Genomic DNA, 25438 nt, shown 5'->3' on the forward strand with positions numbered 1-25438 from the left:
CCCGTCCCCGTCAACCGGTGTGCAGACGGTAGCCGACGCCCCGCACCGTCTGCACCAGTCCCGGGTCGCCGAGCTTGCCCCGCAGGGAGGCCACGTGGACCTCCAGGGTGTGCCGGCCGGACCAGGTGGTCTGCCAGACGTCCAGCATGATCCGGTCGCGGCTGACCACCATGCCGGGCCGGCGGGCCAGCGAGGCCAGGATGTCGAACTCCTTGCGGGTCAGCTCCACCGGGCGGGAGTCCACCCGGACGGTCCGCGCGGTGTGGTCGATGACCAGCGGGCCGAGCTCGGCGACGTCCGGGGGCGGCGGCCCGGTGCGCACCGAACGGCGCAGCAGCGCCTCGATCCGGGCCTGCAGCTCGGCCATCGAGAACGGCTTGACCACGTAGTCGTCGGCGCCGAGGAGCAGCCCGGTCACCCGGTCGTGCTCCTCGGTCCGCGCGGTCACCATGATGATCCCGAGATGCGCGCTGCGGGCCCGCAGCGCCCGGCAGACCGCCATCCCGTCCGCGTCGGGCAGGTTCAGGTCGAGCAGGACGAGATCGCAGGGCGCCGCGGCGAGCGCCTCGGCCGCGGTCGCGGCGTGCTCGACCTGGTAGCCGCGGCGCTGCAGCATCGAGGCCATGACCGTGCTGATCCGCCGGTCGTCCTCCACGAGAAGTATCCGCATCCGCCCATCCATCGCCGGTGACGCCGATCGGTCGCGCGGAATGTAGTACATCCATGTTTCGTGGCGGTCGGTGCCGGACGGGCGACCCCGGGAGGGTGAAACGGGTCCCGGCACCCCCGGGCCGCCACCTATATTGCAGCCATAGACCGGACGAACGACATCACCCGGCGGACCGTGCTCCTCGGCGGTGTGGGGGCCGCGGCCGTGCTCGCCACGCCCGCCGCCGCCACCGACAGCGCCCTCTTCGCCGGGGCCACCGGAGACCGGGCCGCCGGAGTTCAGGCCCGTGGAGTCCAGGCCGCCGGCGATCAGGCCGGCAGCTGGGCCACCGCGGTCACCGCCGCCCCGTCCGGCACCGAGGTCGATCTCGGTGGCCGGACCCTGCGGCAGGTGGTCCACCTCAGCCTGGGCGGACGGCAGCCCCGGATCCACTTCACCAACGAGTACGGCCCGTCCCCGGTGCGTCTCGGCGAGGTGTGGACCGGCCTCCGGGCGGGGGACGGCACGCGGCGGCCGGTGACCTTCGGCGGCGCGGTCTCGGTGGATCTGCCCGCCGGGGGCACGCTGACCAGCGATCCGGTCGTGGACCTGGTGCTCGCCGCGGGCCAGGATCTGGTGATCAGCTGCTACCTGCCCGGTCCGGCGCGGGTGCGGACCCTCAACCCGCGGGCGTACGAGAGGAACCTGGTGACCACCGGGAACCGCGCGGCCCTCCCGGACGCCGGACCCGGCAGTGAGATCGGGCAGTATCTGCTGCTCGACGGCGTCAGCGTGCGGCCGGAGGCGCCGGCGCCGGTCGTGGTGGCCTTCGGCGACTCGATCACCTGCGGCGCCTCCACCCGCCCCGGGCGCAACCACCGCTGGCCGGACCTCCTCGCCGCCCGGGCCCGGGCCGAGGGCCTGGCACTCGGCGTGCTCAACGCCGGGATCAGCGGGAACCGCCTGCTCACCGGCCCGGACCTGCCGCTGCCGGACCCGGCCGCGCCGATCCCGGACGGGGCCCGGAGCGGGCCGGCGGGCGTGCGCCGCTTCGACCGGGACGTGCTCGCCCGGCCCGGCGCCCGCGCGGTGATCACGCTGCTGGGGGTGAACGACATCGGCCGGATGCGGGCGACCGCGGACCTGCTGATCGCCGGGCACCGGGAGATCATCGCCCGCGCCCGGGCGGCCGGGCTGCTGGTGATCGGCGGGACGCTGCTCCCGTTCGCGGGCAGCACCTACGACGGGCCGGCCCGGCAGGCGGCCCGTTCCCGGCTCAACGCGTGGATCCGCTACGGCGGCGAGTACGACGCGGTCGCCGACTTCGACGCCGCCGTCCGCGACCCGCGCCACCCGTCGCGGTTGCCGGCCCGCTACGACAGCGGCGACCACCTGCACCCCGGCGACGAGGGGATGGCCGCTCTGGCCTCCGCCGTGCCGCTGACCATTTTCGGACTACTCAGTCGCTGAATCGCGCCGGGTCGCCGGCACCGACCCGCAGCACCTCGGGAGCGCCCTCGGAGAGGTCGATCACCGTGGTCGGCTCGCTGCCCGCCTCGCCGGAGTCGACCACCGCGTCCACCGCGTGATCCAGCTCCTCCTTGATCAGCCAGCCCTGCGTCTGCGGCTCGGTCTCGCCGGGCAGCAGCAGGGTGCTGGAGACCAGCGGTTCACCGAGTTCGGCCAGGATCGCCTGCGCGGTGGTGTGCGCGCTGATGCGTACGCCCACGGTCTTCTTCTTCGGGTGCAGCAGCCGGCGCGGCACCTCCTTCGTCGCCGGCAGGATGAACGTGTACGGCCCCGGCGTCGACGCCTTCACCGCGCGGAACACCGCATTGTTGATCTGCACGAACTGCCCCAGCTGCGCGAAGTCGGCGCACATCAGGGTGAAGTGGTGCCGGTCGTCGAGCTGCCGGATCTGCCGGATCCGGTCCAGCCCGTCCTTGTTGCCCATCCGGCAGCCGAGCGCGTACCCCGAATCGGTCGGATAGGCGATCAGCCCGTCCTGCCGGATCAGGTCGACGATCTGGTGGATGCTGCGCGCTTGCGGATTGTCCGGATGCACGTCGAAGTACTTGGCCACTCCCGACAGCCTAGTTTGTCGGGATGGAACCTGTTCACCGCCCGGCGGTCCGGGTGATCTGTTTCGACGCCGAGGGCCGCATCCTGCTCCTGCAGTGGCAGGACCCGCTCGATCCCGCCAACCGGATCTGGGAGCCGCCCGGCGGGGGCATCGACCCGGGCGAGACACCGCTGCAGGCGGCCCGGCGCGAGCTCACCGAGGAGACCGGCCTCGACCCGTCGGAGATCCGCGACACCCCCGTCGACGTCGAGCGGGACAGTCGGTGGAAGCGGCAGCGCTACGTCGGCCGGGAACAGTTCTTCCCGGCCTTCTACCGCACGTCACGGCCCGTCGTGGTCCGTGAGGGCCTTCTCGAGTACGAGCAGAGCGAGCTGATCACGTCGGCCTGGACGCTGCCCGCGGACTTCCCGGACCTCCCCGGCCGTCTGGAGCCGCCGTCACTCGCGGACATCTGCCGGACGTTCGCCGCGGGCCTCCAGCGCCCGGACCACCGCGGCCATGTCCTCGGTGCCGTGGCCGGCGGCGAGCGTCTCGGCGTACAGGTCCCGGCAGACGGCGACCAGCGGTGACGGGCCGCTCTCGGCGATGATCAGCTCGCTGTTGTAGAGCACGTCGCGGATCGAGGCCTGCACCGCGAAGTCCCGGTCGAGCAGCTTGCGGCCCTTGACCCGGGAGACCGCGCTCGCCATCGGCCCGGCGTCGAGCGCGGCCAGCAGCGTCGCCGGGTCGAGGCCGTGCCGCCCGGCGAACGCGAACGCCTCGGCCAGCCCGGTGACCATGCTGATCAGGAAGGTGTTGACGGCCAGCTTCATCAGCAGCGCGCCCGGGACCGCGCCGCACCGGACGGTCGCCCGGCACATCGGGCGCAGCAGCGGCTCCACCCGGTCCAGGTCGGCGTCCGCCCCGGCGAGCATCGCGACGAGCTGCCCCGCCTCGGCCGGCCCACGCGACCCGGAGACGGGCGCCTCGACGTAGGCTCCGCCCGCCGCCCTGATCCGCTCACCGAGGCCGCGTGAATAGTCCGGCGCCGTGGTACCCATGTGCACCACGATCCGGCCGCCGACGTCGACCCCGTCCAGGACCTCGTCGATCGCCCTGTCGTTCGCCAGCATCATCAGCACGATCTCCGCGGCGGCGAAGACCTCGGCGGCGCTGCCGGCGGTGGTGAGATCCGCCGCCGCGGGGGATCGATTCCAGACGATCAGATCGGTGCCGGCCCGCGCCAGGTTCAGCGCCATCGGCCGTCCCATCACGCCGAGCCCGAGGAAACCCACCGTCATGAGCCCACGCTAGGCCCGCCCGGTCTCCCCGGGAAGCGGCCAATCGCCAACCGGTGGCATACCGCCCGGACAGGGACGATGCTGGGGGCGTAACCCGCTTCATGATCGTGAGGAGCTGTTGTGGAGACCGAACTGTTCATCGGTGGCAAATGGGTGCCCGCCTCGTCCGGGAACCGGTTCGACGTGCTCGACCCGGCCACCGGGGACACCGTCGCCTCGGTCGCCGACGGCGGGGAGACCGACGCGATCGCCGCCGTGGACGCGGCGGCCGCGGCCGGTCCCGCCTGGGCCGCGACCCCTCCCCGGGTACGCGGTGAGGTGCTCCGCAAGGCGTTCGAGCTGATGACCGAGCGCGCCGCCGAGCTGGCGAGGCTGATCAGCCTGGAGAACGGCAAGGCGCTCACCGACGCGAAGGGCGAGGTGACGTACGCCGCCGAGTTCTTCCGCTGGTTCGCCGAGGAGGCCGTCCGCGGGGAGGGCATCGCGACCACCGCCCCGTCCGGCGCCAACAAGATCCTCGTGGTACGCCAGCCGGTCGGCGTCTGCGTGCTGGTGACGCCGTGGAACTTCCCGGCCGCGATGGCCACCCGCAAGATCGGCCCGGCGCTCGCCGCGGGCTGCACGGTGATCCTGAAGCCGGCCAGCGACACCCCGCTGACCGCCCTGGCCATGGCGGCGATCCTGGCCGAGGCCGGCGTGCCGGAGGGCGTGGTCAACGTGCTGCCCTCGCGCAGCTCCGGCGCGGTGGTCGGGCGGATGCTGCGCGACTCCCGGGTCCGCAAGCTCTCCTTCACCGGCTCCACCGAGGTCGGCCGGATCCTGCTCGCCCAGGCCGCCGAGAACGTCGTCAACACCTCGATGGAGCTGGGCGGCAACGCCCCGTTCGTGGTCTTCGCCGACGCCGACCTGGACGCCGCCATCGAGGGCGCGATGCTCGCCAAGATGCGCAACGGCGGCGAGGCGTGCACCGCCGCGAACCGGTTCTTCGTCGAGTCCTCGGTCGCGCCCGAGTTCTCCCGCCGCCTGGCCGCGCGGATGTCCCAGCTCGTGGTCGGCCCCGGTACCGACGAGAAGACCCAGGTCGGCCCGCTGGTCAACGAGGACACCGTGGCGAAGGTGGACAGCCTGGTCAAGGGCGCGATCGACGCCGGCGCGGAGGCGATCACCGGCGGCGCCCGCCCGGAGGGCACCGGCTTCTACTACCCGCCGACCGTGCTGACCGGGGTCGCCGCCGACTCGCCGATCCTGCGCGAGGAGATCTTCGGTCCGGTCGCCCCGATCGTCACCTTCACCGGCGAGGCCGAGGCCGTCCGGCTCGCCAACGACACCGAGTACGGCCTGGTGGCGTACGTCTACACCGCCGACATCGGCCGCGGCATGCGGGTCAGTGAGGCGATCGAGGCCGGCATGGTCGGCCTGAACCGCGGCCTGGTCAGCGACCCGGCGGCCCCGTTCGGCGGCGTCAAGCAGTCCGGCATCGGCCGCGAGGGCGGCCACGACGGCCTCCTGGAGTACCTGGAGTCCAAGTACATCGCGGTGAACTGGTAGCCCTCAGCGCCGCCGCAACAGCCCGGCGGCGTCGATCGCGAACGGGAACGGCTCGTCGGCGACGAGCCGTTCCCCGCGCTCCCCGGCGACACCACCTCGGCGACCAGCACGACGTCACGCGCCTCGGCCGTCGAGCCGTCCTCCACCGGCGTCACCACCACGTCGGGAATGAGGATCCGGTCGCCCTGCAACCGGACGTTGATCGCCTCGAACACCCAGAGGCCCGCACTGTCGGCGCCGGGATCCAGGAGCGCGTCGAGCCGGCGTGAGAGGTGCTGATGGCGCGTGCCCGGGGACGGGCTGACCAGCAGGCTCCCGTCGAAGAGTTCGATGTGGCCGATGGTCTCGCCGAGCGCGAGGTAGTCCTCCTCGGTCCACGGCCCGAGATGCCCGGTCACGGCGGCACTCATCTGCCCGGACTGCCACCCCGGATTCCCGTACCCGCGTTCAGGGGCTTGCATGGTGGACGGTCATCGCTATTGTACTAGGCACCTAGTGGAATGGGAGTGACGCGTGATCGAGTTTCATCTGGACTCGCGATCCGGGGTGGCGCCGTACATGCAGCTGATCCAGCAGGTGCGGCACGCCCTGCGGCTCGGGGTGCTGAACGAGGGGGACCGGCTGCCCACCGTCAAGGAGGTGGTGGGGCGGATCGCCATCAACCCGAACACGGTGTCGAAGGCGTACCGCGAACTGGAGTACGAGGGGCTGGTCCAGGCGCGTCCCGGACTGGGCACCTTCGTCACCAGGACGCTCGCGGGCGGCGTACAGGAGAGGCATGAGCCTTTGAAGCGTGACCTGGATCGATGGCTCGCGGCGGCGCGGGAGGCCGGGCTGGACGACGAGAGCATCGAGGCGCTGTTCCTGAGCGCGTTTCGGTCGTTTTCGGAGGCCCGAGCATGATTGAGGAGGAACGGGCATGACCGGCGCGCTCATCGCGGAGGGGCTCACCAAGCGGTACGGGCGGCGCACCGCGCTCGCCGACTGCACCCTGGCGGTCCCGGCCGGCCACGTCGTCGGCCTGGTCGGGCCGAACGGTGCCGGCAAGTCCACGCTGCTGCAGCTCGCCTGCGGGCTCCTCGATCCGACCGCGGGGCGGATCGAGGTCCTCGGGGCGAAGCCGGTCAGCGGCTCACCCACGATCGGCTTCGTCGCGCAGGACACCCCGGTCTACGGCGGCATGACCGTCGCCGACCACCTGCGGCTCGGGGCGCACCTCAACCCGTCCTGGGACCACGCGTTCGCCGAACGGCGGATCGCCCAGACCGGGCTGGACCCGGCGCAGAAGGCCGGCCGGCTCTCCGGCGGCCAGCGCGCCCAGCTGGCCCTGACCGTCGCCGCCGCCAAGCGGCCCGGCCTGCTGCTGCTCGACGAGCCGGTGGCGGCGCTCGACCCGCTCGCCCGGCGCGGCTTCCTGCAGGGGCTGATGGAGTTCACCGCGGAGAACGGCACCAGCGTGATCATGTCGTCCCATCTGGTCGCCGATCTGGAACGGGTGTGTGACTACCTGATCGTTCTGGTCGGATCGAAGGTCCGGGTGGCCGGCGAGGTCGACGACCTGCTCTCCTCGCACCACCGGCTGGCCGGGCCGCGCCGCGATCCGGTGGACCCCGGCTCCGGCGTCCACGTCGTCGAGGAGAGCCACACGGACCGGCAGTCCACCCTGGTGGTGCGCAGCACCGCCCCGATCGACGACCCGTCCTGGCAGGTCGACCGGCTGGGCCTGGAGGACATCGTGCTGGCGTACATGAGCGGGTCCGGCGCGGGCCGCGACCGGGTGCTGGAGGGACGGCGATGATCTGGCTGACCTGGCGGCAGTACCGGACCCCGGCGCTCTCCACCGGCGGCCTCCTGCTGCTCTTCCTGCTCGCCCTGGCGGCCACCTGGACCCGGATCACCGATCTGGCGCGCTCGACGGGCCTGACCGGATGCAGTGGCACCGCCTGCGACCGGGCCGCGACGACCTTCCTCCAGGAGCTGGACACCGGGCCGGTCGGGCCGGTCTACGTCACCGTCGCCGTGGCGCTCCTGCTGCTCCCGGCGCTCTTCGGGACCTTCTGGGGCGCGCCGCTGGTGGCCCGGGAACTGGAGACCGGGACGTACCGGCTGATCTTCAGCCAGACCGTCTCCCGGGGCCGCTGGCTGCTGGTCAAACTGCTGGTCGGCGGTGCGAGCGCGGCGTTCGGCGCCGGCCTGGTCGCGCTGCTGCTGACCCGGTGGGCGGCCCCGATCGACACGGCCCGGGGCGACCGGATCAGTCCGCTGACCTTCGCGGTCCACGGCGTGGTCCCGATCGGGTACGCGGCGCTGGCCTTCGTGATCGGGGTCACCGCCGGGCTGCTCCTGCGCCGGATCGTGCCCGCGATGGCGGTGACCCTGCTGCTGGTCGCCGCGGTCCAGGTGGCGATGCCGCTGCTGGTGCGCCCGGTACTGGCCACCTCGGTGACCTCGATCACCGCGCTCGACGCGGCGCACCCCAGCCGGATGTCGTTCGACACCGGCAGCGGGGCCGTGCACGTGACGGGGCCGGCGGCCATGCCGAACGCCTGGATCCTGGAGAACACCACGATCACCGCCGATGGCGCGGAGTTCGCCGGCCCGGCGCCGTCGGACGTGTGCGGCCCGGAGAGCGGCGGCCCGGAGAAGTGCCAGGAGTGGCTGGCCGCGCAGAACCTCCGGCAGAAGGTCGTCTCCGTGCCCGGGGCGCAGTTCTGGGCGCTGCAGTGGCGGGAGCTCGGGCTGCTGCTCGCGGCGGCGGTCGCGCTCGCCCTGTGCTGCCTCTGGCGGATCCGCCGTAAGCTGGCCTGACCGCGACTGATCACTGTAACGACGGTCCGTGATCACGGACCGTCGTTACTTTGTGTACGCAAAAGGAAGTTACCGATACGAAGCGTCACCGGTTGCCGGTTACGCCAGAGAAATGAATAATCTTGCACTCAGGCCTACACCCGATGTTGCGGCCGCGAAGGTCTCCCCGATACTGGGCGGACTGCCCGGCACCCCCCACGCACAGCTCGGGTACGACCCCCTGAGAGGACTTCATCTGCCATGCGCAAGGCACTGATCGCCCTGCTCGCCGCCGGCCTGTTGAGTTCGGTGACGCTCACGGCATGTGACGACGGGGCTGACAGTGACGACACCAGCGTCAGTGGCACCTCGGGCAACTCGTCGGGCACCTCGTCCGGCGCCGGTAAGAACGGTGTCGGCGTGATCCTGCCCGACACCACCAGCTCGACCCGGTGGAAGAACGACGACCCGAAGTACCTGGCCGCCGCGTTCAAGGCCGCGAACATCCCGTACGAGATCCAGAACGCCGAGGGTGACCCCGAGGCGTTCAAGGCGATCGGGAACGCTCTGCTGGCCAGCGGCGTGAAGGTGCTCGTCATCGCGAACTTCGACTCGACCAGCGCCAAGGTCGTCATCGACGCGGCCAAGGCCCGCAAGATCCCGGTGATCGACTACGACCGGCTCACCCTCAACGGCGGCGCGGACTACTACGTCAGCTTCGACAACGAGGAGGTCGGCCGGCTCCAGGGCGAGGGGCTGGTCAGCTGCCTCACCAAGAAGGACGTCGAGGACCCGGTCATCGCCGAGCTCAACGGCTCGCCGACGGACAACAACGCCACCCAGTTCAAGACCGGCTACGACGGCGTCCTGCAGGCCAAGTACGACGCCGCGACGTACATGAAGGGCCCGGACCAGTGGGTCCAGGACTGGGACGCGGACGAGGGCAAGGAGATCTTCGCCCAGATGCTCAAGCAGTGGCCGAACATCGACGGCGTGCTCTCCGCCAACGACGGTCTCGGCAACGCGGCCATCGAGGTGCTCAAGTCCAAGGGCCTGAACGGCAAGGTCCCGGTCACCGGCCAGGACGCCACCGTGCAGGGCCTGCAGAACATCCTCGCCGGTGACCAGTGCATGACCGTGTACAAGGCCACCAAGAAGGAGGCCGACGCGGCCGCCGAGCTGGCGATCGCGCTGGTCAAGGGCAGCAAGAAGACCGTGGACGACAAGATCAAGGACCCGGAGTCCGGTGCCTACGTCCCGTTCGTCAAGCTGAGCCCGGTGTCGATCACCTTCAAGACCGTGAAGACCCTGGTCACCGAGGGCTACGTCACCTACAAGGACCTCTGTACCTCGAAGTACGCCGCGAAGTGCGCGGCCGCGGGCATCGACTCCTGACGCATCGTTCGGATCATGGAACGGCCCGGCGGTTCTCCGCCGGGCCGTCTCTCTTCTCGCGTACGTCGGTCCTCTCCCGTACGTCAGTCCGCGTCGGCCAGCAGTGCCCGGACCCTCGGGACGACCTCGGTGCCGTAGAGCCCGACCGCGGTCATCAGGTGCTCGTGCGGCAGGGTCCCGTGCGCGTACTTGAGATCGAAGCGCTGGATGCCGAGCGCCCGTACGGTCGCGGCGATCTTGCGGGCCACGGTCTCCGGGGAGCCGACGTGCCAGGCGCCCTCCTCGATGTCGGCCTGGAAGCGGTCCCGGGTGATCGGCGGCCAGCCGCGCTCCCGGCCGAGGCGGTTCAGCAGGGTACGGGCGTGCGGCCAGAGCAGCTCCGCGGCCTCCTCGTCGGTGGCGGCCACGAAACCCGGGCAGTGCACGGCGATCGGCTGCTCCTGCTGCCCCAGCTCGGTCAGCGCCCGGCGGTACAGGTCCGCGTACGGGGCGAACCGGGCCGGCTCGCCGCCGATGATCGCCAGCACCAGCGGGAAGCCGTAGCGGGCCGCCCGTACCACCGACTCGGGGCTGCCGCCGACACCGATCCAGGTGCGGATCCGCCCGGACTCGGTCTTCGGGAAGACGTCCTGCCCCTTCAGCGGCGGGCGGACCGTGCCCGACCAGGTGACCGGCTCCTCGGCGAGCAGCTCGGCCATCAGCTCGGTCTTCTCCTCGAAGAGCCGCTCGTAGTCGGCCAGGTCGTAGCCGAAGAGCGGGAACGACTCGGTGAACGAGCCCCGGCCCAGGATGATCTCGGCGCGACCACCGGAGACCGCGTCGAGCGTGGCGAAGCGCTCGTACACCCGTACCGGATCATCGGAACTGAGAACCGTGACCGCGGTGCCCAGCCTGATCCGCTCGGTCCTGGCCGCGATGGCCGCCAGCACGATCTCCGGCGCGGAGATCGCGTAGTCGTCGCGGTGGTGCTCGCCGAGCCCGAAGGCGTCGACCCCCGACCGGTCGGCGAGCACCGCCTGCTCGACCACGTTGCGGATCACCTGGGCCGCTGAGGTGTCCCTGGTGACGTCGCCGAAAGTATCCAACCCGAATTCCACTCGGAGCAGACTACTTGCGGCCCTTCAGCCGCCGGCCCATCTCCCGGGCGATCTCCTTCTTGGCGTCCCGCTCGGCCATCACCTGGCGCTTGTCGTACGACTTCAGCCCCCGCGCGATCCCGATCTCGACCTTGACCCAGCCGTCCCGGAAATACAGCGAGAGCGGCACCAGGGTCAACCCGGTGCCGTCCCGCAGCGTGTTCAGGATCTTGATGATCTCGGCCTTGTGCAACAGCAGTTTCCGGGTACGCCGTGGGGCGTGGTTGGTCCAGCTGCCGAAGCCGTACTCCGCGATGTGCAGGCCGTAGAGCATGATCTCGCCCTCGTGCTCCTGCGCGAACGCGTCGACCAGTGACGCCCGTCCGAGCCGCAGGGTCTTCACCTCGGTGCCCGCCAGCACCAGACCCGCCTCATAGGTGCTGAGGATGGCGTAGTCGTGCCGCGCCTTCTTGTTCGAGGCGATCAGCTTGGTCCCGGTCTCCTTGGCCACGGCCTACGGTATCCGTCCCCTTTTCCGGGTGTCGACCCTATTCGGCGTCCACGGGACGGCGCATGGAGTACGTCACGCTGCTCAACCGGTGTGGCTCGTCCTTGACGTGGATCACCGCCCGGTCGTACGCCTGCCACCCGGCGGCACCCGCCCGGTTGAGATGCTGGATGTCGTCGAAGCGCTCGTCGGTGCCCCACCGCAGCAGGCCGCCCGGATGATGGAACGTCGCGGTCCAGTCCATGAACCGGTCGGTGCCGAGCGTGCCCGCCGCGCGGTATTCCAGCCGCGCATACTCCCAATTGCTCACCCGGACGATTATGCCGTTCCTGCCGTGGTGTCGCTCATCGCCGCGCATGAGTGTTTTCCCCGTCGCCCGTCGCCCGTCGCCCGTCGCCCGTCGCCCGCCGCTCGCCGCTCGCCGCCCGTCGCCCGTCGCCCGTCGCCCGTCGCCCGGCGGGCCGGGTCAGGAGATGGCGGCGGCCACGGCCGGGTACCAGCGGTCGGCGATCTTCACGTTGCCGGCGTCGCTCGGGTGCACGCCGTCGTAGGTGTCGGTCGCCGTGTCGAAGCCGGTCCACTGGTCGACCACCGTGATCGGGGACCGGGCCGTGGTCAGCCCCGTGGCCCAGGCCGGGATCGCCGCGTTCAGGTCGACGACGCGCTGGGCGCACTCCGTACACGAGGAGGGGTTCATCGGGATGATCTGAGCGACCAGGATCCTCATGTCCGGGTTCTCGGCCCGCATCTGGCCGACCAGCGTGGTGTAGGCGGCCAGGATCGTCGCGGTGGAGAGGTTGCTCCAGACGTCGTTGGTGCCGAAGTGCATCATCACCACGTCCGGCCCGGTCGCGGCGAGCCAGTCCACGAGCAGGTTCTGATTGGCGACGTTGGTCGCCAGGTAGCCGCCGTGACCCTCGTTCTCCCCGTCGTACGTGAAACCGCACCCCTGCGCCGGAAGCGTGCCGACGAAGTCGACGTCCTCGGCGGGGAGCATCTGCCAGAGCAGGGCGCGCCAGCAGCCCGGTGAGCCGGTGATCGAGTCGCCGAGCGGCATGATCTTCACGGGCGTGCCGGCGGGCGGCTCGCTGGTCGACGGGCTGGTGGACGGGCTGGTGGACGGGCTCGCCGTCGGGCTGGTCGTGGTGCTGCCGGTGCAGGTCACGCCGTTCAGGGCGAACGCGGTGGGCACCGGGTTGCTCCCGGTCCACGAGCCGTTGAAGCCGAACGACGCCGTACCGCCGGTGGCGATGGCGGCGTTCCAGGCGGCGTTCGTCACCGTCACGGCCGATCCGGACTGGCTGACGACGCCGTTCCAGAGCTGGTTGACGGTCTGCCCGGCGGCGAAGCTGAAGGTCAGCGACCAGGAGGTCACCGGGTCGCCGAGGTTGGTGACGTCGACCGCGGCGCCGAAGCCGCTCGGCCACTGGCTGCTGACGGTGTACTTCACGGAGCACCCGGCCGCCGCGTCCGCCCGGTCGGCGGTGGCCGCGGCGAACCCGGCGATCATCAGGGTGGCGCTGGCGAGGACGGCCAGCCGCTGTCGGTGCATGATTCGTCTCCCTCTCGCTGTGTCGTTCTCCCAGCTGGCACGCGGTGGGACGAGCCCGCGCTGGGAGCGCTCCCAATCAACATACGTCAATGGTTCGCGCGAGTTTGAAAATCGCCGGGCTTTTCTGCGGGCGCGGCTTGACTCTGCCCTTAGGGGAAGGCGGAGTCTGGTTCCCACGGAGGGCCGGGGCCGGATCCAGCGCCGGAGAGCCGGAGCGTCGTGGTCGGGGAGGTCGGGGAGGTCGGAGGAGCCAGGGCGAGGGTCGGGGTCGGGGTCGGAGAGTGGAGAGGCGGAGGGTGGAGGATCGGGGGATGGCGACGATCGGGATCGTGAGCGCGGGCTACATGGGCTCGGGCCTGGGGCGAGCACTGCTGGACGGTGGTGCGCGGGTGGTGACCACGCTGGAGGGTCGCTCCCCGCGCACCGCACGGCTGGCCGCCGGGGCGGGGCTGGAACTGCTGCCGACCTTGACGGACGTGATGTCCACGGCCGACGTGGTTCTACTGGTGACACCCCCGGCCGAGGCGGTCCGCAACGCCAGGGCGGTCGCGGTCGCCATCCGCAAGGCCGGTCCCGCGCGGGAGCCGGTCGTGGCGGATCTCAACGCGGTGTCGCCGGGCACGATGGCGGAGGTGGCCCGGGCGCTGGAGGGACTGCCCGTGGTGGACGGCTCGATCTCCGGGCCGCCGCCGACGGCGGAGCCGGGTGCACACGTCTACCTCTCCGGGGCCCGGGCCGCCGAGGTCGCCGCGCTGCCGTGGAACGGCCGGGTCCGGCCGGTCGTGCTCGGCCCGGAGATCGGCACGGCGAGCGCCCTGAAGATGTGCACGGCCAGTGTCCTGAAGGGGGTGAATGCCCTGATCACCCAGGCGATCCGGACCGCGGGCCGGCACGGCGTGCTGGACGCCGTGCTCGCCGAGCTGACCCGCAACGGCTTCAGCGGCGCCGCCGGGGTGGCCCGCTCCGCGACGAAGGCCGGGCGCTACGTCGGCGAGATGCGCGAGATCGCCACCACCCAGTCCGAGGCGGGCCTGACCCCGGCGCTGTTCCTGGCCTTCGCCGAGGTCTACGCCGACATCGCCACCACACCCCTGGCCCAGGGCTCCCCGGAGTCCACCAGCGACCTGCCCCCGTCCGAGATCGTCGCCCGCCTCACCGTCACCTGACCTCCACCAGGCAGCGCGCCTGATACCGGATGCCGCGAAGTCGAGTGTTTCCGAATGTCGACAACATCCGGAAACACTCGACTTCGCGGCATTCGCCGTGTCGTACGCGACGCAGCATTCGCCGTGTCGCACGCGCGTCGCGGGTAGCGCCGGTGTTCGCCAGGCGATCCCCTACCGTTCGATCGTTGCCCCGCCGGTCGTGCGTGTCCCTGCGCCGCCCCACGAACCGGAACGTGCGCTGGAGTCGCCCCACAGTGAATCACCGTGCACCACAGCCGCCCCTCCGCAGCTTGCCGTGTGCTGTGGCCGCCCCCGCCACGCGCCATCGCCTATGTCCCGCTGGAGCGCCCCGGCCCCCGCCCTCGCAAACCGCGTTGCTGGGAAGTGCCGGACTGCCGGCAGCACCGGACTGCCGGAGTGCCGGGGGAATCCCGTGCGGGGGTACCGGTGCCGGGCACCGCCGTGACGGCCAGCGGGAGGACCCACTCTCGCGGCGGGGTGCGGTGGGGAGCGCCAGGGCGGCGGGGTGCGGCGGGGCGACGCGGCGGCTGGGCGCGGCGGGGCGGGGCGCGGCGGGCGATCAGCACGGATCTCGAGCACTTACAACTCCTGATCAGATCAGGTGTTGCAACGTTCCCTTGAACTCAAGATGCCGAGGACGGAGTGGTGGGTGTCAGGGGTGGAGGGCGGGCGGGCCGAGGTTGCGGATCGAGGCGTCGAGGAGCTGGGCGGTGTGGGCCAGGGCGATCGGGGTGGATCGGCGCTGGAGGGCGGCGGAGATCTGCATCAGGCAACCCGGGTTGGCGGTGACCAGGACGGTGGCGCCGGTGGAGAGGACGGCGGTGGCCTTGCGGGTGCCCAGTTCGGCGGCGGGGGTGGGGTTCAGGATGTTCCAGATGCCGGCGGAACCGCAGCAGATGTCGGGGTCGGGGATCTCGCGCAGGGTCAGGCCCGGGATGGCGCGCAGCAGTTCGCGGGGCTGGGCGCGGATACCCTGGGCGTGGGCCAGGTGGCAGGCGTCGTGGTAGGCGGCGGTCACCGGCAGCGGGTGGCGTTCGGCGACCGGGCCCAGCTCGGTCAGCAGCTCGGTCAGGTCGCGGACCTTGGTGGCGAAGGCGGCGGCCCGGGGTGCGTAGGCGGGGTCGTCGGCGAGCAGCCCGGCGTACTCCTTCAGGGAGGAACCGCAGCCGGCGGCGTTGACGACGAAGTAGTCCATGCCGGTCTGTTCGAAGACGTCGATCATGCGGCGGGCGAAGCGGGCGGCCTCGGCGTGGCGGCCGTTGTGGAGGCTCAGCGCGCCGCAGCAGCCCTGGCCGGGCGGGACCAGGACGTCGCAGCCCTCGGCGGCGAGGACGCGGATGGTGGCGGCGTTGACGTCGGGGAAGAACGCGGACTGAACACAACCGGTCAGCATGCCGACGACGGCGCGGCGCGGGCCGCGGGCCGGGACACGGCGGGGCGGCCGGGGCACGCTCGTGGGGCGCGGCGCCAGCGCGTCCAGGGCGGCGAGAGTGGGCGCCAGGCGGGTGAGCAGGCCGCTGCGGGCGATCAGACGGCGAAGACCACTTCTCTCGTACGCCCACAGGGGTGCCCGCAGGAGCCGCAGCCGTCTCGGGTACGGGAAGAGCGCGAAGACGGCCGCCCGGAGCGCGCGTTCCCGGGCGGGCCGGGTGTGGTGGCGCTCCACTTGCGCGCGGGTGTCCTCGATGAGCGTGTCGTAGCGGACCCCGGACGGGCACGCGGTCACGCACGCCATACAGCCCAGGCAGTTGTCGAAGTGCCGGGCCATCGTGTCGCTGAGCGGCTCGCCGGCGAGCCCCTGGCCGATCAGGTGGATCCGGCCGCGCGGGGAGTCCATCTCCTCGCCCCAGAGCGTGTACGTGGGGCAGGCCGGCAGGCAGAACCCGCAGTGCACACAGTCCGCGACCAGATCGGCCCGCGGCAGGTGCGGAGCGTCGAAAGCGGACACCGTCCCGTCCTCGGCGGCCCGCAGCACGTCCTGCCGCGACGTGCTTCCGGCGGCCGCCCGCACCACGTCGCCGGGGACGGCGCCGGTGCCGTGTGTGGCGTTCACGTCAGCCATCGTGTGCCTCCTGCTCGGGGTTCGCCGTGCGGCCCGGGGGCCGTGCCACTGGCAGGGCGGGATGCGGGCCCGGGGGCCGTGCCACTGGCAGGGCGGGAGACGGGCCCGGGGGCCGTGCCAGTGGCAGGGCGGGAGGCGGGACCGGGGGCCGTGCTGAGGGCGGGCCCTGGCGCCGTGCTGAGGGCGGGACCGGGGGCTGTGCCGGGGGCGGGACCGGCATCAGATGCCGCCCACGAAACGGCCCGGCGCGAAACGGTGCTCCGGGTCGAAGCGGTCCTTGACCCGGCGCATCAGGTCGAGGCCGGGCACCGGGCCCCACATGTCGAGGGTCTCCCGGACCCCGGCGGGCGCGGTGAGCACGACCGCGTGCCCACCGGCGCGGACGGCGGCGGTCCGGATGAGCTCGACGGCCCGCCCGGCCTCGACGGTGCCCTCGGCCGTAGCCCTCCCCGCGTCAGCCGACGGAGAAGCGGGGAAGGCGGGATGCCCGGGGGAAGCGGGCGGAGCCGGGAACGCGGGCGTGGAGGAGACGGGTGGAGCGGGGAAGGCGTCCACGGCGGAGGCGGGTGGCGGGAGGGAGGTGGGGAGGCCGGCGTAGAGGACACCGGTGCCGGAGGAGCCGCGGACCGTCGCGCCCGCGCCCACCGCCGTGGCGACCAGGGCGGGGATCTGGGACAGGGCGCCGGCGAGCTTCAGGCCGACGCCGCCGGTGGGCCAGGGGAGGACGTCCCACCAGTCCGGCGGGGACGGGGTGATCTCGCCGTCGAGCAGGGCGGCCAGGGCGGCGGCGCGGTCGTGGACGCCGGCGGGGGTGCCCTCGAGGAGGACGGCGATCTCGGGCTCCGCGCCGGGGACGGCGTTGATCTCGATGGCGCTGGGGGCGAACGGGGCGGCCAGGACGCGGGCGGTGTGACTGGGCGGGGCCGTGGCGCGTACGTGAAGGGCGGCGGTGGGGGAGGGGTGCAGGCGGAAGACGCACTCGGTGATCAGGCCGAGGGTGCCGAAGGCGCCGGTGTAGAGCTTGCCCAGGTCGTAGCCGGCGACGTTCTTCACGACCCGGCCGCCGGCGTGGGTGACGGCGCCGTCGGGGCGTACGACGGTGATGCCGATCAGCAGGTCGCGGGCGGTGCCGTAGCGCAGACGGCGCGGACCGCTGGCGTTCGCCGAGACGGTGCCGCCCGCGGTGGCGGTGGGCGGGGCGTCGAGGGCGAGTTGCTGGCCGGGCAGCCCGTGCAGCTCGGCCATCGGGGTGCCGGCGCGGACCACGGTGATCAGGTCGCCCGCCGCGTGCTCGACGACGCCGGTCAGCCGCCGGGTGTCGATGATCAGGTCGAGTTCGCGCGGGGGCGGGCCCCAGTCCAGCTTGGTGCCGCCGCCCCGGACGACCACGTGCAGACCGCGGGCCGCGGCGATCAGGGCGGCCGCCTCCGCGGTGCTGGCGGGCGCGGCGACCAGGCGGGCGGGCACCCCGGCGACCCTGTCGCCGTCCCCGGCCGGCGTGGCCAGGTCGTCCAGGGCGCCCATCAGAAGACCTCCGCGACGCCGGGGTCGTACCCGGGGTCGCCGGCCCGGTGGCGGCCGGGGCGCTCGCCGCAGAGGCGGGGCGTGGGGAAGACCTTGCCCGGGTTGGCGAGACCGTCCGGGTCGAACGCGCAGCGCAGCAACTGCATGGTGTCGAGGTCGTCGCCGGTGAACATCCGGGGCATGTAGCGGGCCTTGTCGACGCCGACGCCGTGCTCGCCGGTGATCGAGCCGCCGTGGGTGATGCAGAGGTCGAGGATGGCGCCGGAGACCGTCTCGGCGCGGACGGCCTCGCCGGGGACCGCGCCGTCGAAGAGGACGAGCGGGTGCAGGTTGCCGTCGCCGGCGTGGAAGACGTTGGCGACGCGGACGCCGTGTTCGGCGGCGACCTCGCCGATCCGGCGCAGCACCTCGGGCAGGGCGGTCCGCGGGACGACACCGTCCTGGACCAGGTAGTCCGGGCTGATCCGGCCGACGGCGGCGAACGCGGACTTGCGGCCCTTCCAGATCAGGGCGCGTTCGGCGTCGTCGGCGGCGACCCGGATCTCGGCGGCGCCGTTCGCGTCGCACAGCGCGGTGACCTCGGTGAACTGGGCCTCGACCTCGGCGGCCGGGCCGTCCAGCTCGACGATCAGGACGGCGCCGGCGCCGGGCGGGTAGCCGCACTGGACGGCGGCCTCGGCGGCCTCCACGGCGAGCGCGTCCATCATCTCGATCGCGGCGGGGATGACGCCGGCCGCGATGATCGCCGAGGTGGCGGCGCCGGCCTGGTCGGTGGAGGGGAACGCGGCGAGGAGCGTGCGCACGGTCTCCGGGAGCCGGGTCAGCCGTACGGTGACCTCGGTGGCGACGCCGAGCGTGCCCTCCGAGCCGACGAACGCGCCGAGCAGGTCGTAGCCGGGGGCGTCCGGGGCGTCGCCGCCCAGCCGGACCGTCTCGCCGTCCGGGGTGACGACCCGCAGGCCGGTGACGTGGTTGGTGGTGAAGCCGTACTTCAGGCAGTGCGCGCCGCCGGAGTTCTCCGCGACGTTGCCGCCGATCGAGCAGATCTGCTGGCTGGACGGGTCCGGGGCGTAGTAGTAGCCGGACGGCGTGGCGGCCCGGGTGACCTGCAGGTTGATCACGCCGGGCTGGACGACGGCGCGCTCGTCCTCGGGGCGCAGGGCGAGGATCTCGCGCAGCCGGGACGTGACGATCAGGACGCCCTCGGCGTGTGGCAGGGCGCCGCCGGAGAGGCCGGTGCCCGAGCCGCGGGCCACGAACGGCACCCCGGCGCCGGCGCACGCGCGGACCACGGTGGCGACCTGCCCGGCGGTGGTGGGGAGGACGACCAGCGCGGGGATCACCCGGTAGTGGGCGAGGCCGTCGCACTCGTACGTCCGGAGCTGCTGCCGGTCGGTGAGGACCTGGCCGGGGCCGAGGGCGGCGCGCAGCCGGGCGGCCAGAGCATCGATGGCGGTCATCACACCTCCTCGGCGTCGTCGCCTACCGGCCACGTTAGCGGTGATCGACGCCGGGCGCGACGGGCGAGGCGGACTCTCGTCGAAGCCCAGCGTGGTGGAGGGATGACGGCGCGTCGATGGTTTTCCGGTGGGCCCATCGGTCTGCCAAGATGGCCCGATGTTCGTGACCGGGACCCCCCTCCGCGTCGCCGTGATCGCCACCTGCGCGCTGCTGGCGGCGGCCGGATGCACCTCCTCGGACGACGACGACGCGTCGTCCGGCACCGTCAGCGTCACCACCATGCGGGGCGCGTTCCTGCAGGCGAGTGAGATCGGCCCGACCTGGGCGGAGCCCGAGGACGACGCGAGCGCGGCTCCCGTCACCTCGCTGGTCAGCTTCTGCGGTGGCGCCAGCACCGCGCCGCAGATCCCGCCGGGCGCCGACGTGATCTCGTCGTCGCTCGCCGACGAGGGCACCACCGGCGCGCAGACCCTGGAGCAGGTCGCGCTGGTCTACGCGGACGCCGACTCGGCCGCCTCCGGGCAGTCGCTGCTCAGCGCGGTCGCGGACGGTTGTCAGGCGACGCAGAACGTGCCGGAGACCGTGACCGACGAGAAGTCCGAGCCGGCGTACACCGAGACGACCGAGGTGCAGGATCTCAGTGAGGGTTCCTGGTCCGGCTTCGTGGTGCTCCGGCACAAGAGCTACGAGAAGGAGCACCCGGGTACGGCGGACACCGCCGTCGCCGTCCTGACCAGCCGGAACGTGGTGCTTGTGGACACGTACGCGATCTACCGGTTGGACAACGCGAGCGCCTCGGCGAGCTTCGACAGCGACTGGCAGCGGCTCGTCGGGTCGGTCATCCAGCGCGTGGGATAGACATCAGGACCTCCGGTGGTCTAATGTTCGCGGTGCGCCGTTGCGAGTTCTTCCCCCGTGGAATTCGCAGCGGCGCCCTTATTTGTCCCGGAGATCTCCGGCGGCCTTTTTTGAGCAACGCTCTGTGCTGCGGCACTTCCCCCCTTCGGTCGATCTTCGTCCTCGACCCGGTGACCTTCCTTGAGCGTGGGTTGCGGCTCGCCTAGGCTTCTGGGCAGGTCATCAACCTCAGTTTATGGATGCCGGCATCGGGGGATGTGCATCGGCTAGCCGCTGCTCATGGCACGAGGTTGATGGGCCGGGCCCGGTGGAAGGTGGTGCGGGTGGCTGGTACCGAGGGGGTCTTCTCGATCGCTGAGAAGCTGGACCGGCTCTTCCGCGCCACGGGGCAGGCCGAGCCGAGTTACATGGCGGTGGCCGAGGCGATCCGCGGCGGCCAGGGCGTGGCGATCTCGCACACGTACATCTGGCAGCTGCGGACCGGCCGGCGGGACAACCCCACCGTGCAGCACCTGACCGCGCTGGCCGGCTACTTCGGAGTGCCGGTGGCGTACTTCCTCGACGACGACCTGGCCCGCAGCGTCGACTCCCAGCTGGAACTGCTGCGCAGCCTGCGGGACGCGCGGGTCGCCGAGATCGCGCTGCGGGCGGCGGACGTGTCGCCGCGCGGGCGGGAGGCGATCAGCGAGGCGATCCGGCGGATCTGGGAAGCGGAGCACGGCTGAGCCTCCCGGTGGGCGGAGCACGGCTGAGCCTCCCGGTGGGCGGAGCACGGCTGAGCCTCCCGGTGGGCGGCGCTCACCCGAGCCGGCCGGTGGGCGGCGCTCACCCGAGCCGGCGGTAGGCGGCGCTCACCCGAGCCGGCGGTAGGCGGCGCTCACCCGAGCCGGCGGTAGGCGGCGCTCACCCGGGTCAGCCAGGCCACCTCGTCGGCCATGTCCGGCCCGACCGGCGCCCAGCGCCCCGCGGGGTCGGCGGGCGCCTCCCCGGCGGCCCGGCGCCGCAGCGCGGCCGCGATGCCGCGCGCCTCGGCGACGGCGGGATCCTCACCGGGGTGGACGGCGGGACACGATCCGGCGGGCCGGCCGACCTCGGGCTGCGGGGTGCCGGGCCAGCCGACACCGGGCTGCGGGACATCGGGCTGCGGGGTGCCGGGCTGCGGGACATCGGGCCGCGGGGCACCAGGCTGCGGGGCGCCGTGCTGTGACGGATCGGGGTGCGCCGGGCCGGGCGCGGCGGGGAGGTGCTCGCGCAGGGCCAGCATGCCGTCGCGGATCTCGATGACCCGGCGGTAGAGGCGCAGCCGGGCCCCGGCCGCGCCCGGCAGCTCCAGCGCCGCGCGGGCCGGTGGCATCAGCACCATGTCCGGGAACGCCCGCCGCATCGCGCCCCACAGCGGCCGGAGCGCCAGCAGCGACCGGTACGCGGCGAGCACCTCGCGGACCCTGGACGCCGCCGGGACGGCGCCGCCCGCGACGTAGAGGGCCAGCCCGGTGGTCCGCAGCACGGTGATCACCGGCTCCCAGACCGTGAAGTCCAGCGGCGTGCCGGAGCCCCGGAGGATCACCAGGACCGCCTTGCTCACGGCGTACGTGAAGATCAGCAGGCTGCCGGAGGCCATGGCCAGCAACCCACCACGAAGCGCGCCGGACGGCGCGGCGCGGGCGATACGGCCGCAGGCGAGGCCGCCGACGGCGAGCGCGACGGCGAGATAGCCCTCGAAGACGGTCCAGTACGCGACCTCGGCCGGCGGGATGCCGTCGGTCTGAGCGCGGGGGGAGCTGTGCACGCCCGCGACCGCCGACACGGTGATCATGAAGGTCAGCACCGCGATCACCGTGAGGTACTGCAGCCCGGTGCGGCCGGTGGCGGTGACCAGCGAGATGAAGCGCAGCAGGGTGTGCGCGGCGACGACACCGCAGAGGTGGGCGGCGACCGGTACGTCCGCGCCGGCGATCAGCGCGGGCAGTGCGAGGGTGACCGCCAGCGCGCAGGCCAGCAGGTTGACCCAGAGGACCCGCTGGCGGCGGTCGCCCCGGAGGGTGGGCAGGCGGGCGAGGATCACCACCCAGAGCGCGCCGAGGATCGTGCCGGTGATGATCACGGGACGCCGAGCGCCCCCGCGATGCGGCTGAGCGGGTCGTCCTGGGGCGGGCGGCCGGCGGTGCGGATCAGCGAGGCGAGCATCTCGGCCTCGCGCTCCTGGGCGGTGGTGTGCCCGGCGCGGCCCAGCACGCTCGCGATCAGGGCCGGGTCGAGGTCGGGGAAGAGCGCGGTGCCCGCGCCGGCGGCGGTGTGGCCGCAGAGGATGTGGGCGATCTCGTGCAGCACGATGTGCTCGGCGTGCAGCGGCGAGGTGTCCGGGTCGTAGAAGACGTAGTCGGCGGTGGGCGTCGCCATCCAGATCCCGCACGGCGCGCCCGAGCCGAGCCCGGGCAGCGGCATCCGGTGCAGCGGCCGACCGCGCAGGCCGGCGATTTCAGCGCTGAAATTGTCGAGGTCGAACGGGTGCGGCACCCGGACGCCCCGCAGTCGCCGTTCGCAACGGCGGCGCAGACCCTCCATTGCGGAAAGACTACCCCGGGGCGTCGACCGGCCGTCGCGTGCTCGTTACTGCTCGCAGAGAGCGCGCTCCGAACAGGGTCTTTCGTGGCGGTGTGGAAAACCCCACGGGACGGTTAACTAATTGGTCCGGCCATGCTTAGCCTTACGAATCCCGGGGCAGAAACCTCATCGGCCGCGGATTCGTAACCGGAGGTGTGTGCGGCATGAAGTTCGTCTACGACTTCCACGAGGGAAACAAGGATCTCAAGGACCTGCTGGGTGGCAAGGGCGCCAATCTCGCGGAGATGACGAACCTGGGGCTGCCCGTACCGCCCGGCTTCACGATCACCACCGGGGCGTGCCAGGAATACCTGCGCGCCGGCACCCACGTCGAGGGCCTGGCGGCCGAGATCGACGCCCACCTCGCCACCCTTGAGCAGGCCATCGGCCGCCGGCTGGGTGACGCCGCGGACCCGCTGCTGGTCTCGGTCCGCTCCGGCGCGAAGTTCTCCATGCCGGGGATGATGGAGACCGTCCTCAATGTCGGATTGAACGATGAATCGGTCGCCGGGCTCTCCCGTCAAGCGGGCGGGAACGACCGTTTCGCGTGGGACTCGTACCGCCGGCTGATCCAGATGTTCGGCAAGACCGTCTGCGACGTCCCCGGCGGGGAATTCGAGGACGCGCTGCACGAGGCGAAGACCGCGAAGGGCGTCACGGACGACGTCCAGCTCGGCGCGGACGATTTGAAAGCGCTCGTGGCGGCGTACAAGAAGGTCTTCGCGAAGCACACCGGGCACGACTTCCCGCAGGACCCGCGCGAACAGCTGGACCTGGCCATCGAGGCGGTCTTCCGGTCCTGGAACGCCGACCGGGCGGTGCTCTACCGGCGCCAGGAGCGGATCCCGGCCGACCTGGGCACCGCGGTCAACGTGGTCGCCATGGTCTTCGGCAACCTCGGCGCGGACTCCGGCACCGGCGTGGCGTTCACCCGCGACCCGGCCAGCGGCGAGCAGGGCGTCTACGGCGACTACCTGGCCAACGCGCAGGGCGAGGACGTGGTGGCCGGCATCCGGAACACCCTGGCCCTGGCGGAGCTCGCGAAGCTGGACAGGCCGTCGTACGACGAGCTGATGCGGATCATGGCGACGCTGGAGGGGCACTACCGGGACCTCTGCGACATCGAGTTCACCATCGAGCGCGGCAAGCTGTGGATGCTGCAGACCCGGGTGGGCAAGCGGACCGCGGCGGCGGCGTTCACCATCGCGTCGCAGCTGGTCGACGAGGGCGTGATCGACCTCGACGAGGCGCTGACCCGGGTGAGCGGGGCGCAGCTCGGCCAGCTGATGTTCCCGCGCTTCGACCTCTCCGCGGAACCCGAGGTCCTGACGAAGGGCGTCGGGGCCTCGCCGGGCGCCGCCTTCGGCGAGGTGGTCTTCACGTCGCGGCGGGCGGTGGAGGTCGCCGCGTCCGGGAAGCCGGTCGTTCTGGTGCGCCGGGAGACCAATCCGGACGATCTGCCCGGCATGATCGCCGCGCAGGGCATCCTGACCAGCCGGGGCGGCAAGACCTCGCACGCCGCCGTGGTGGCCCGGGGCATGGGCAAGACCTGTGTCTGCGGGGCGGACACCATCGAGGTCTCGGCGTCGTCGTTCACCGTCGGCTCGGTCCAGGTGAACGAGGGCGACCTCATCTCCATCGACGGCACCACCGGCCGCGTCTACCTGGGCGAGGTGCCGGTACGGCCCAGCGAGGTGGTGCAGTACTTCGAGGGCGACCTCGACCCGGCCCAGGCCAACGATCCGCTGGTCGCGGCGGTGCACCGGATCCTCACGCACGCCGACGGGAAGCGGCGGCTCGCGGTGCGCACCAATGCGGACACCGGCGCGGACGCGGCGCGGGCCCGGCGCTTCGGGGCGCAGGGGATCGGGCTGTGCCGTACCGAGCACATGTTCCTCGGTGATCGGCGGGAGCTCGTCGAACGCCTGATCCTGGCGCGTACCGACGCCGAGCGCAACGACGCGCTCGCCGCGCTGCAGCCGCTGCAGCGGGCCGACTTCCTGGCGATCTTCCGGGAGATGAACGGGCTGCCGGTCACCGTCCGGCTGATCGACCCGCCGCTGCACGAGTTCCTGCCCTCGCTGGAGGAGCTCGCGGTCAAGGTCGCGGTCGCCCACGAGCACGGGCAGCGCGTCGAGCACGACGAGCAGATGCTCGCCGCCGTCCGCCGGATGCACGAGCAGAACCCGATGCTGGGCCTGCGCGGCGTCCGCCTCGGTCTGGTCATCCCCGGTCTCTTCGCGATGCAGGTACGGGCCATCGCCGAGGCGGCCGTCGCGCTCGCGGCCGAGGGCGGCACCCCGCGCCCGGAGATCATGGTCCCGCTGGTCGGCGCGGTCCAGGAGCTGGAGACGGTCCGCGCCGAGGCCGAGAAGATCATCGCGGCGACGGTCGCCGGGCACGCCGTGGACATCAGGATCGGCACGATGATCGAGGTGCCGCGGGCCGCGCTCACCGCCGGGCAGATCGCCGAGGCGGCCGAGTTCTTCTCGTTCGGGACCAACGACCTGACCCAGATGGGCTGGGGCTTCTCCCGCGACGACGTCGAGGGCGCGTTCTTCTGGCGCTACCTGGAGCTGGGCATCTTCGGCATCTCGCCGTTCGAGTCGATCGACGTCGAGGGCGTCGGCCGGCTCGTCCGGATCGCGGCGGAGGAGGGCCGGGCCACCCGCCCGGACCTCAAGCTGGGCGTCTGCGGCGAACACGGCGGCGACCCGGACTCGGTGCACTTCTTCCACGAGGTCGGGCTGGACTACGTGTCGTGCTCGCCCTTCCGGGTACCGATCGCGCGCCTCGAGGCCGGCCGGGCGGCGGTCAGCGCGGAGGGCTCCGACCACCGCTGACCGGGTTCTCTCTGGCCCGGG

General features: G+C 72.4%; 22 protein-coding genes and 2 pseudogenes. 11 read left to right on the forward strand and 13 right to left on the reverse strand.

Features of this window, described 5'->3' with window-relative positions; all coding sequences use genetic code 11:
- Window positions 1-10 precede the first annotated feature (10 nt).
- Window positions 11-670, reverse strand: coding sequence for a response regulator transcription factor (locus AB0M08_RS31400; protein ID WP_364501037.1), 660 nt, complete (start codon window positions 668-670; stop codon window positions 11-13).
- 189 nt (window positions 671-859) lie between these two features.
- Here AB0M08_RS31400 and AB0M08_RS31405 point away from each other — a divergent pair, with 189 nt between their 5' ends.
- A complete protein-coding gene (locus AB0M08_RS31405) occupies window positions 860-2119 on the forward strand; it encodes an SGNH/GDSL hydrolase family protein (protein WP_364501040.1) in 1260 nt (419 codons plus the stop codon).
- Here the strand turns inward: AB0M08_RS31405 and AB0M08_RS31410 are convergent.
- A complete protein-coding gene (locus tag AB0M08_RS31410) occupies window positions 2109-2732 on the reverse strand; it encodes an L-threonylcarbamoyladenylate synthase (RefSeq protein ID WP_364501042.1) in 624 nt (207 codons plus the stop codon). The genes AB0M08_RS31405 and AB0M08_RS31410 overlap by 11 nt on opposite strands.
- A 23-nt stretch (window positions 2733-2755) precedes the next feature.
- Here AB0M08_RS31410 and AB0M08_RS31415 point away from each other — a divergent pair, with 23 nt between their 5' ends.
- Complete coding sequence (locus AB0M08_RS31415; RefSeq protein WP_364501044.1) at window positions 2756-3301, forward strand: NUDIX domain-containing protein; 546 nt, start codon at window positions 2756-2758, stop codon at window positions 3299-3301.
- On the opposite strand, the pseudogene AB0M08_RS31420 reads toward AB0M08_RS31415, so the two are convergent.
- Window positions 3269-4012: pseudogene (locus AB0M08_RS31420) on the reverse strand (NAD(P)-dependent oxidoreductase); the annotation flags it as partial. The gene AB0M08_RS31415 and the pseudogene AB0M08_RS31420 sit on opposite strands and share 33 nt — an antisense overlap.
- A gap of 120 nt (window positions 4013-4132) precedes the next feature.
- Here AB0M08_RS31420 and AB0M08_RS31425 point away from each other — a divergent pair.
- Window positions 4133-5560, forward strand: a complete 1428-nt coding sequence (locus tag AB0M08_RS31425) for an NAD-dependent succinate-semialdehyde dehydrogenase (RefSeq protein ID WP_364501047.1) — start codon at window positions 4133-4135, stop codon at window positions 5558-5560.
- Window positions 5561-5646: 86 nt separating this feature from the next.
- On the opposite strand, the pseudogene AB0M08_RS31430 reads toward AB0M08_RS31425, so the two are convergent.
- Window positions 5647-6021: pseudogene (locus AB0M08_RS31430) on the reverse strand (Uma2 family endonuclease); the annotation flags it as partial.
- 52 nt (window positions 6022-6073) lie between these two features.
- Between AB0M08_RS31430 and AB0M08_RS31435 the strand changes: the two are divergent.
- The 4 genes from AB0M08_RS31435 to AB0M08_RS31450 all read left to right on the forward strand — a co-directional run bounded on the left by AB0M08_RS31435 (window position 6074) and on the right by AB0M08_RS31450 (window position 9742).
- Window positions 6074-6463 (forward strand): GntR family transcriptional regulator, encoded by a 390-nt coding sequence (locus tag AB0M08_RS31435; protein ID WP_364501050.1) that lies wholly within the window; start codon window positions 6074-6076, stop codon window positions 6461-6463.
- A 16-nt stretch (window positions 6464-6479) separates the two neighbouring features.
- Window positions 6480-7358 carry an ABC transporter ATP-binding protein gene (locus AB0M08_RS31440; RefSeq protein WP_364501053.1) on the forward strand — a complete coding sequence of 293 codons (879 nt, stop codon included), beginning with the start codon at window positions 6480-6482 and terminating at the stop codon, window positions 7356-7358.
- Window positions 7355-8368: an ABC transporter permease subunit gene (locus AB0M08_RS31445; RefSeq protein WP_364501055.1), complete on the forward strand. Its 1014-nt coding sequence runs from the start codon at window positions 7355-7357 to the stop codon at window positions 8366-8368. Before AB0M08_RS31440 ends, AB0M08_RS31445 begins: the two co-directional genes overlap by 4 nt.
- Before the next feature lie 240 nt (window positions 8369-8608).
- Window positions 8609-9742 carry a substrate-binding domain-containing protein gene (locus AB0M08_RS31450; protein ID WP_364501058.1) on the forward strand — a complete coding sequence of 378 codons (1134 nt, stop codon included), beginning with the start codon at window positions 8609-8611 and terminating at the stop codon, window positions 9740-9742.
- Window positions 9743-9825: 83 nt separating this feature from the next.
- On the opposite strand, the gene AB0M08_RS31455 is transcribed toward AB0M08_RS31450, so the two are convergent.
- The 4 genes from AB0M08_RS31455 to AB0M08_RS31470 all read right to left on the reverse strand — a co-directional run bounded on the left by AB0M08_RS31455 (window position 9826) and on the right by AB0M08_RS31470 (window position 12878).
- On the reverse strand, window positions 9826-10848 hold the full coding sequence (locus tag AB0M08_RS31455) for an LLM class flavin-dependent oxidoreductase (RefSeq protein ID WP_364501143.1): 1023 nt from the start codon (window positions 10846-10848) through the stop codon (window positions 9826-9828).
- Between the two features lies 1 nt (window position 10849).
- Window positions 10850-11329 carry an SsrA-binding protein SmpB gene (gene smpB / locus AB0M08_RS31460; protein WP_364501061.1) on the reverse strand — a complete coding sequence of 160 codons (480 nt, stop codon included), beginning with the start codon at window positions 11327-11329 and terminating at the stop codon, window positions 10850-10852.
- Between the two features lie 37 nt (window positions 11330-11366).
- Complete coding sequence (locus AB0M08_RS31465) at window positions 11367-11636, reverse strand: hypothetical protein (protein WP_364501064.1); 270 nt, start codon at window positions 11634-11636, stop codon at window positions 11367-11369.
- Window positions 11637-11792: 156 nt separating this feature from the next.
- Entirely contained in the window at window positions 11793-12878 is a 1086-nt protein-coding gene (locus AB0M08_RS31470) for a cellulose binding domain-containing protein (protein WP_364501067.1), read from the reverse strand.
- A gap of 311 nt (window positions 12879-13189) precedes the next feature.
- On the opposite strand from AB0M08_RS31470, the gene AB0M08_RS31475 reads away from it, so the two are divergent.
- Window positions 13190-14044, forward strand: a complete 855-nt coding sequence (locus AB0M08_RS31475) for a DUF1932 domain-containing protein (RefSeq protein ID WP_364501069.1) — start codon at window positions 13190-13192, stop codon at window positions 14042-14044.
- Between the two features lie 673 nt (window positions 14045-14717).
- Here the strand turns inward: AB0M08_RS31475 and AB0M08_RS31480 are convergent.
- From AB0M08_RS31480 to AB0M08_RS31490, 3 genes are all read right to left on the reverse strand, one after another.
- Complete coding sequence (locus AB0M08_RS31480) at window positions 14718-16127, reverse strand: heterodisulfide reductase-related iron-sulfur binding cluster (RefSeq protein WP_364501071.1); 1410 nt, start codon at window positions 16125-16127, stop codon at window positions 14718-14720.
- 219 nt (window positions 16128-16346) lie between these two features.
- Window positions 16347-17651, reverse strand: coding sequence for an FAD-binding oxidoreductase (locus tag AB0M08_RS31485; protein WP_364501074.1), 1305 nt, complete (start codon window positions 17649-17651; stop codon window positions 16347-16349).
- Window positions 17651-19111: an FAD-linked oxidase C-terminal domain-containing protein gene (locus AB0M08_RS31490; protein ID WP_364501077.1), complete on the reverse strand. Its 1461-nt coding sequence runs from the start codon at window positions 19109-19111 to the stop codon at window positions 17651-17653. The genes AB0M08_RS31485 and AB0M08_RS31490 overlap by 1 nt, the downstream gene beginning before the upstream one ends.
- 157 nt (window positions 19112-19268) lie before the next feature.
- On the opposite strand from AB0M08_RS31490, the gene AB0M08_RS31495 reads away from it, so the two are divergent.
- Together AB0M08_RS31495 and AB0M08_RS31500 are read left to right on the forward strand one after the other, a co-directional pair.
- The gene (locus AB0M08_RS31495; RefSeq protein ID WP_364501079.1) at window positions 19269-19970 is read left to right on the forward strand and encodes a hypothetical protein; all 702 of its coding nucleotides are present in this window, start codon (window positions 19269-19271) and stop codon (window positions 19968-19970) included.
- A 323-nt stretch (window positions 19971-20293) separates the two neighbouring features.
- The gene (locus AB0M08_RS31500) at window positions 20294-20695 is read left to right on the forward strand and encodes a helix-turn-helix domain-containing protein (RefSeq protein ID WP_364501082.1); all 402 of its coding nucleotides are present in this window, start codon (window positions 20294-20296) and stop codon (window positions 20693-20695) included.
- 152 nt (window positions 20696-20847) lie between these two features.
- On the opposite strand, the gene AB0M08_RS31505 is transcribed toward AB0M08_RS31500, so the two are convergent.
- Together AB0M08_RS31505 and AB0M08_RS31510 are read right to left on the reverse strand one after the other, a co-directional pair.
- Window positions 20848-22074, reverse strand: a complete 1227-nt coding sequence (locus tag AB0M08_RS31505) for an MAB_1171c family putative transporter (RefSeq protein ID WP_364501085.1) — start codon at window positions 22072-22074, stop codon at window positions 20848-20850.
- Window positions 22071-22535 (reverse strand): hypothetical protein, encoded by a 465-nt coding sequence (locus tag AB0M08_RS31510; RefSeq protein WP_364501087.1) that lies wholly within the window; start codon window positions 22533-22535, stop codon window positions 22071-22073. Before AB0M08_RS31510 ends, AB0M08_RS31505 begins: the two co-directional genes overlap by 4 nt.
- A 203-nt stretch (window positions 22536-22738) precedes the next feature.
- Between AB0M08_RS31510 and ppdK the strand changes: the two genes are divergently transcribed.
- Entirely contained in the window at window positions 22739-25417 is a 2679-nt protein-coding gene (gene ppdK / locus AB0M08_RS31515; RefSeq protein ID WP_364501089.1) for a pyruvate, phosphate dikinase, read from the forward strand.
- Window positions 25418-25438 lie beyond the last annotated feature (21 nt).

This window comes from Actinoplanes sp. NPDC051851, from assembly GCF_040681165.1.
Taxonomy (GTDB): Bacteria; Actinomycetota; Actinomycetes; order Mycobacteriales; family Micromonosporaceae; genus Actinoplanes.

Coding starts and splice junctions, on each gene's coding strand:
- AB0M08_RS31485 (WP_364501074.1), bottom strand. CDS start 17,651: ATGGGCGCCCTGGACGACCTGGCCACGCCGGCCGGGGACGGCGACAGG.
- AB0M08_RS31415 (WP_364501044.1), top strand. CDS start 2,756: ATGGAACCTGTTCACCGCCCGGCGGTCCGGGTGATCTGTTTCGACGCC.
- AB0M08_RS31445 (WP_364501055.1), top strand. CDS start 7,355: ATGATCTGGCTGACCTGGCGGCAGTACCGGACCCCGGCGCTCTCCACC.
- AB0M08_RS31440 (WP_364501053.1), top strand. CDS start 6,480: ATGACCGGCGCGCTCATCGCGGAGGGGCTCACCAAGCGGTACGGGCGG.
- AB0M08_RS31510 (WP_364501087.1), bottom strand. CDS start 22,535: ATGGAGGGTCTGCGCCGCCGTTGCGAACGGCGACTGCGGGGCGTCCGG.
- AB0M08_RS31495 (WP_364501079.1), top strand. CDS start 19,269: ATGTTCGTGACCGGGACCCCCCTCCGCGTCGCCGTGATCGCCACCTGC.
- AB0M08_RS31450 (WP_364501058.1), top strand. CDS start 8,609: ATGCGCAAGGCACTGATCGCCCTGCTCGCCGCCGGCCTGTTGAGTTCG.
- AB0M08_RS31400 (WP_364501037.1), bottom strand. CDS start 670: ATGCGGATACTTCTCGTGGAGGACGACCGGCGGATCAGCACGGTCATG.
- AB0M08_RS31490 (WP_364501077.1), bottom strand. CDS start 19,111: ATGACCGCCATCGATGCTCTGGCCGCCCGGCTGCGCGCCGCCCTCGGC.
- AB0M08_RS31480 (WP_364501071.1), bottom strand. CDS start 16,127: ATGGCTGACGTGAACGCCACACACGGCACCGGCGCCGTCCCCGGCGAC.
- ppdK (WP_364501089.1), top strand. CDS start 22,739: ATGAAGTTCGTCTACGACTTCCACGAGGGAAACAAGGATCTCAAGGAC.
- AB0M08_RS31470 (WP_364501067.1), bottom strand. CDS start 12,878: ATGCACCGACAGCGGCTGGCCGTCCTCGCCAGCGCCACCCTGATGATC.
- AB0M08_RS31475 (WP_364501069.1), top strand. CDS start 13,190: ATGGCGACGATCGGGATCGTGAGCGCGGGCTACATGGGCTCGGGCCTG.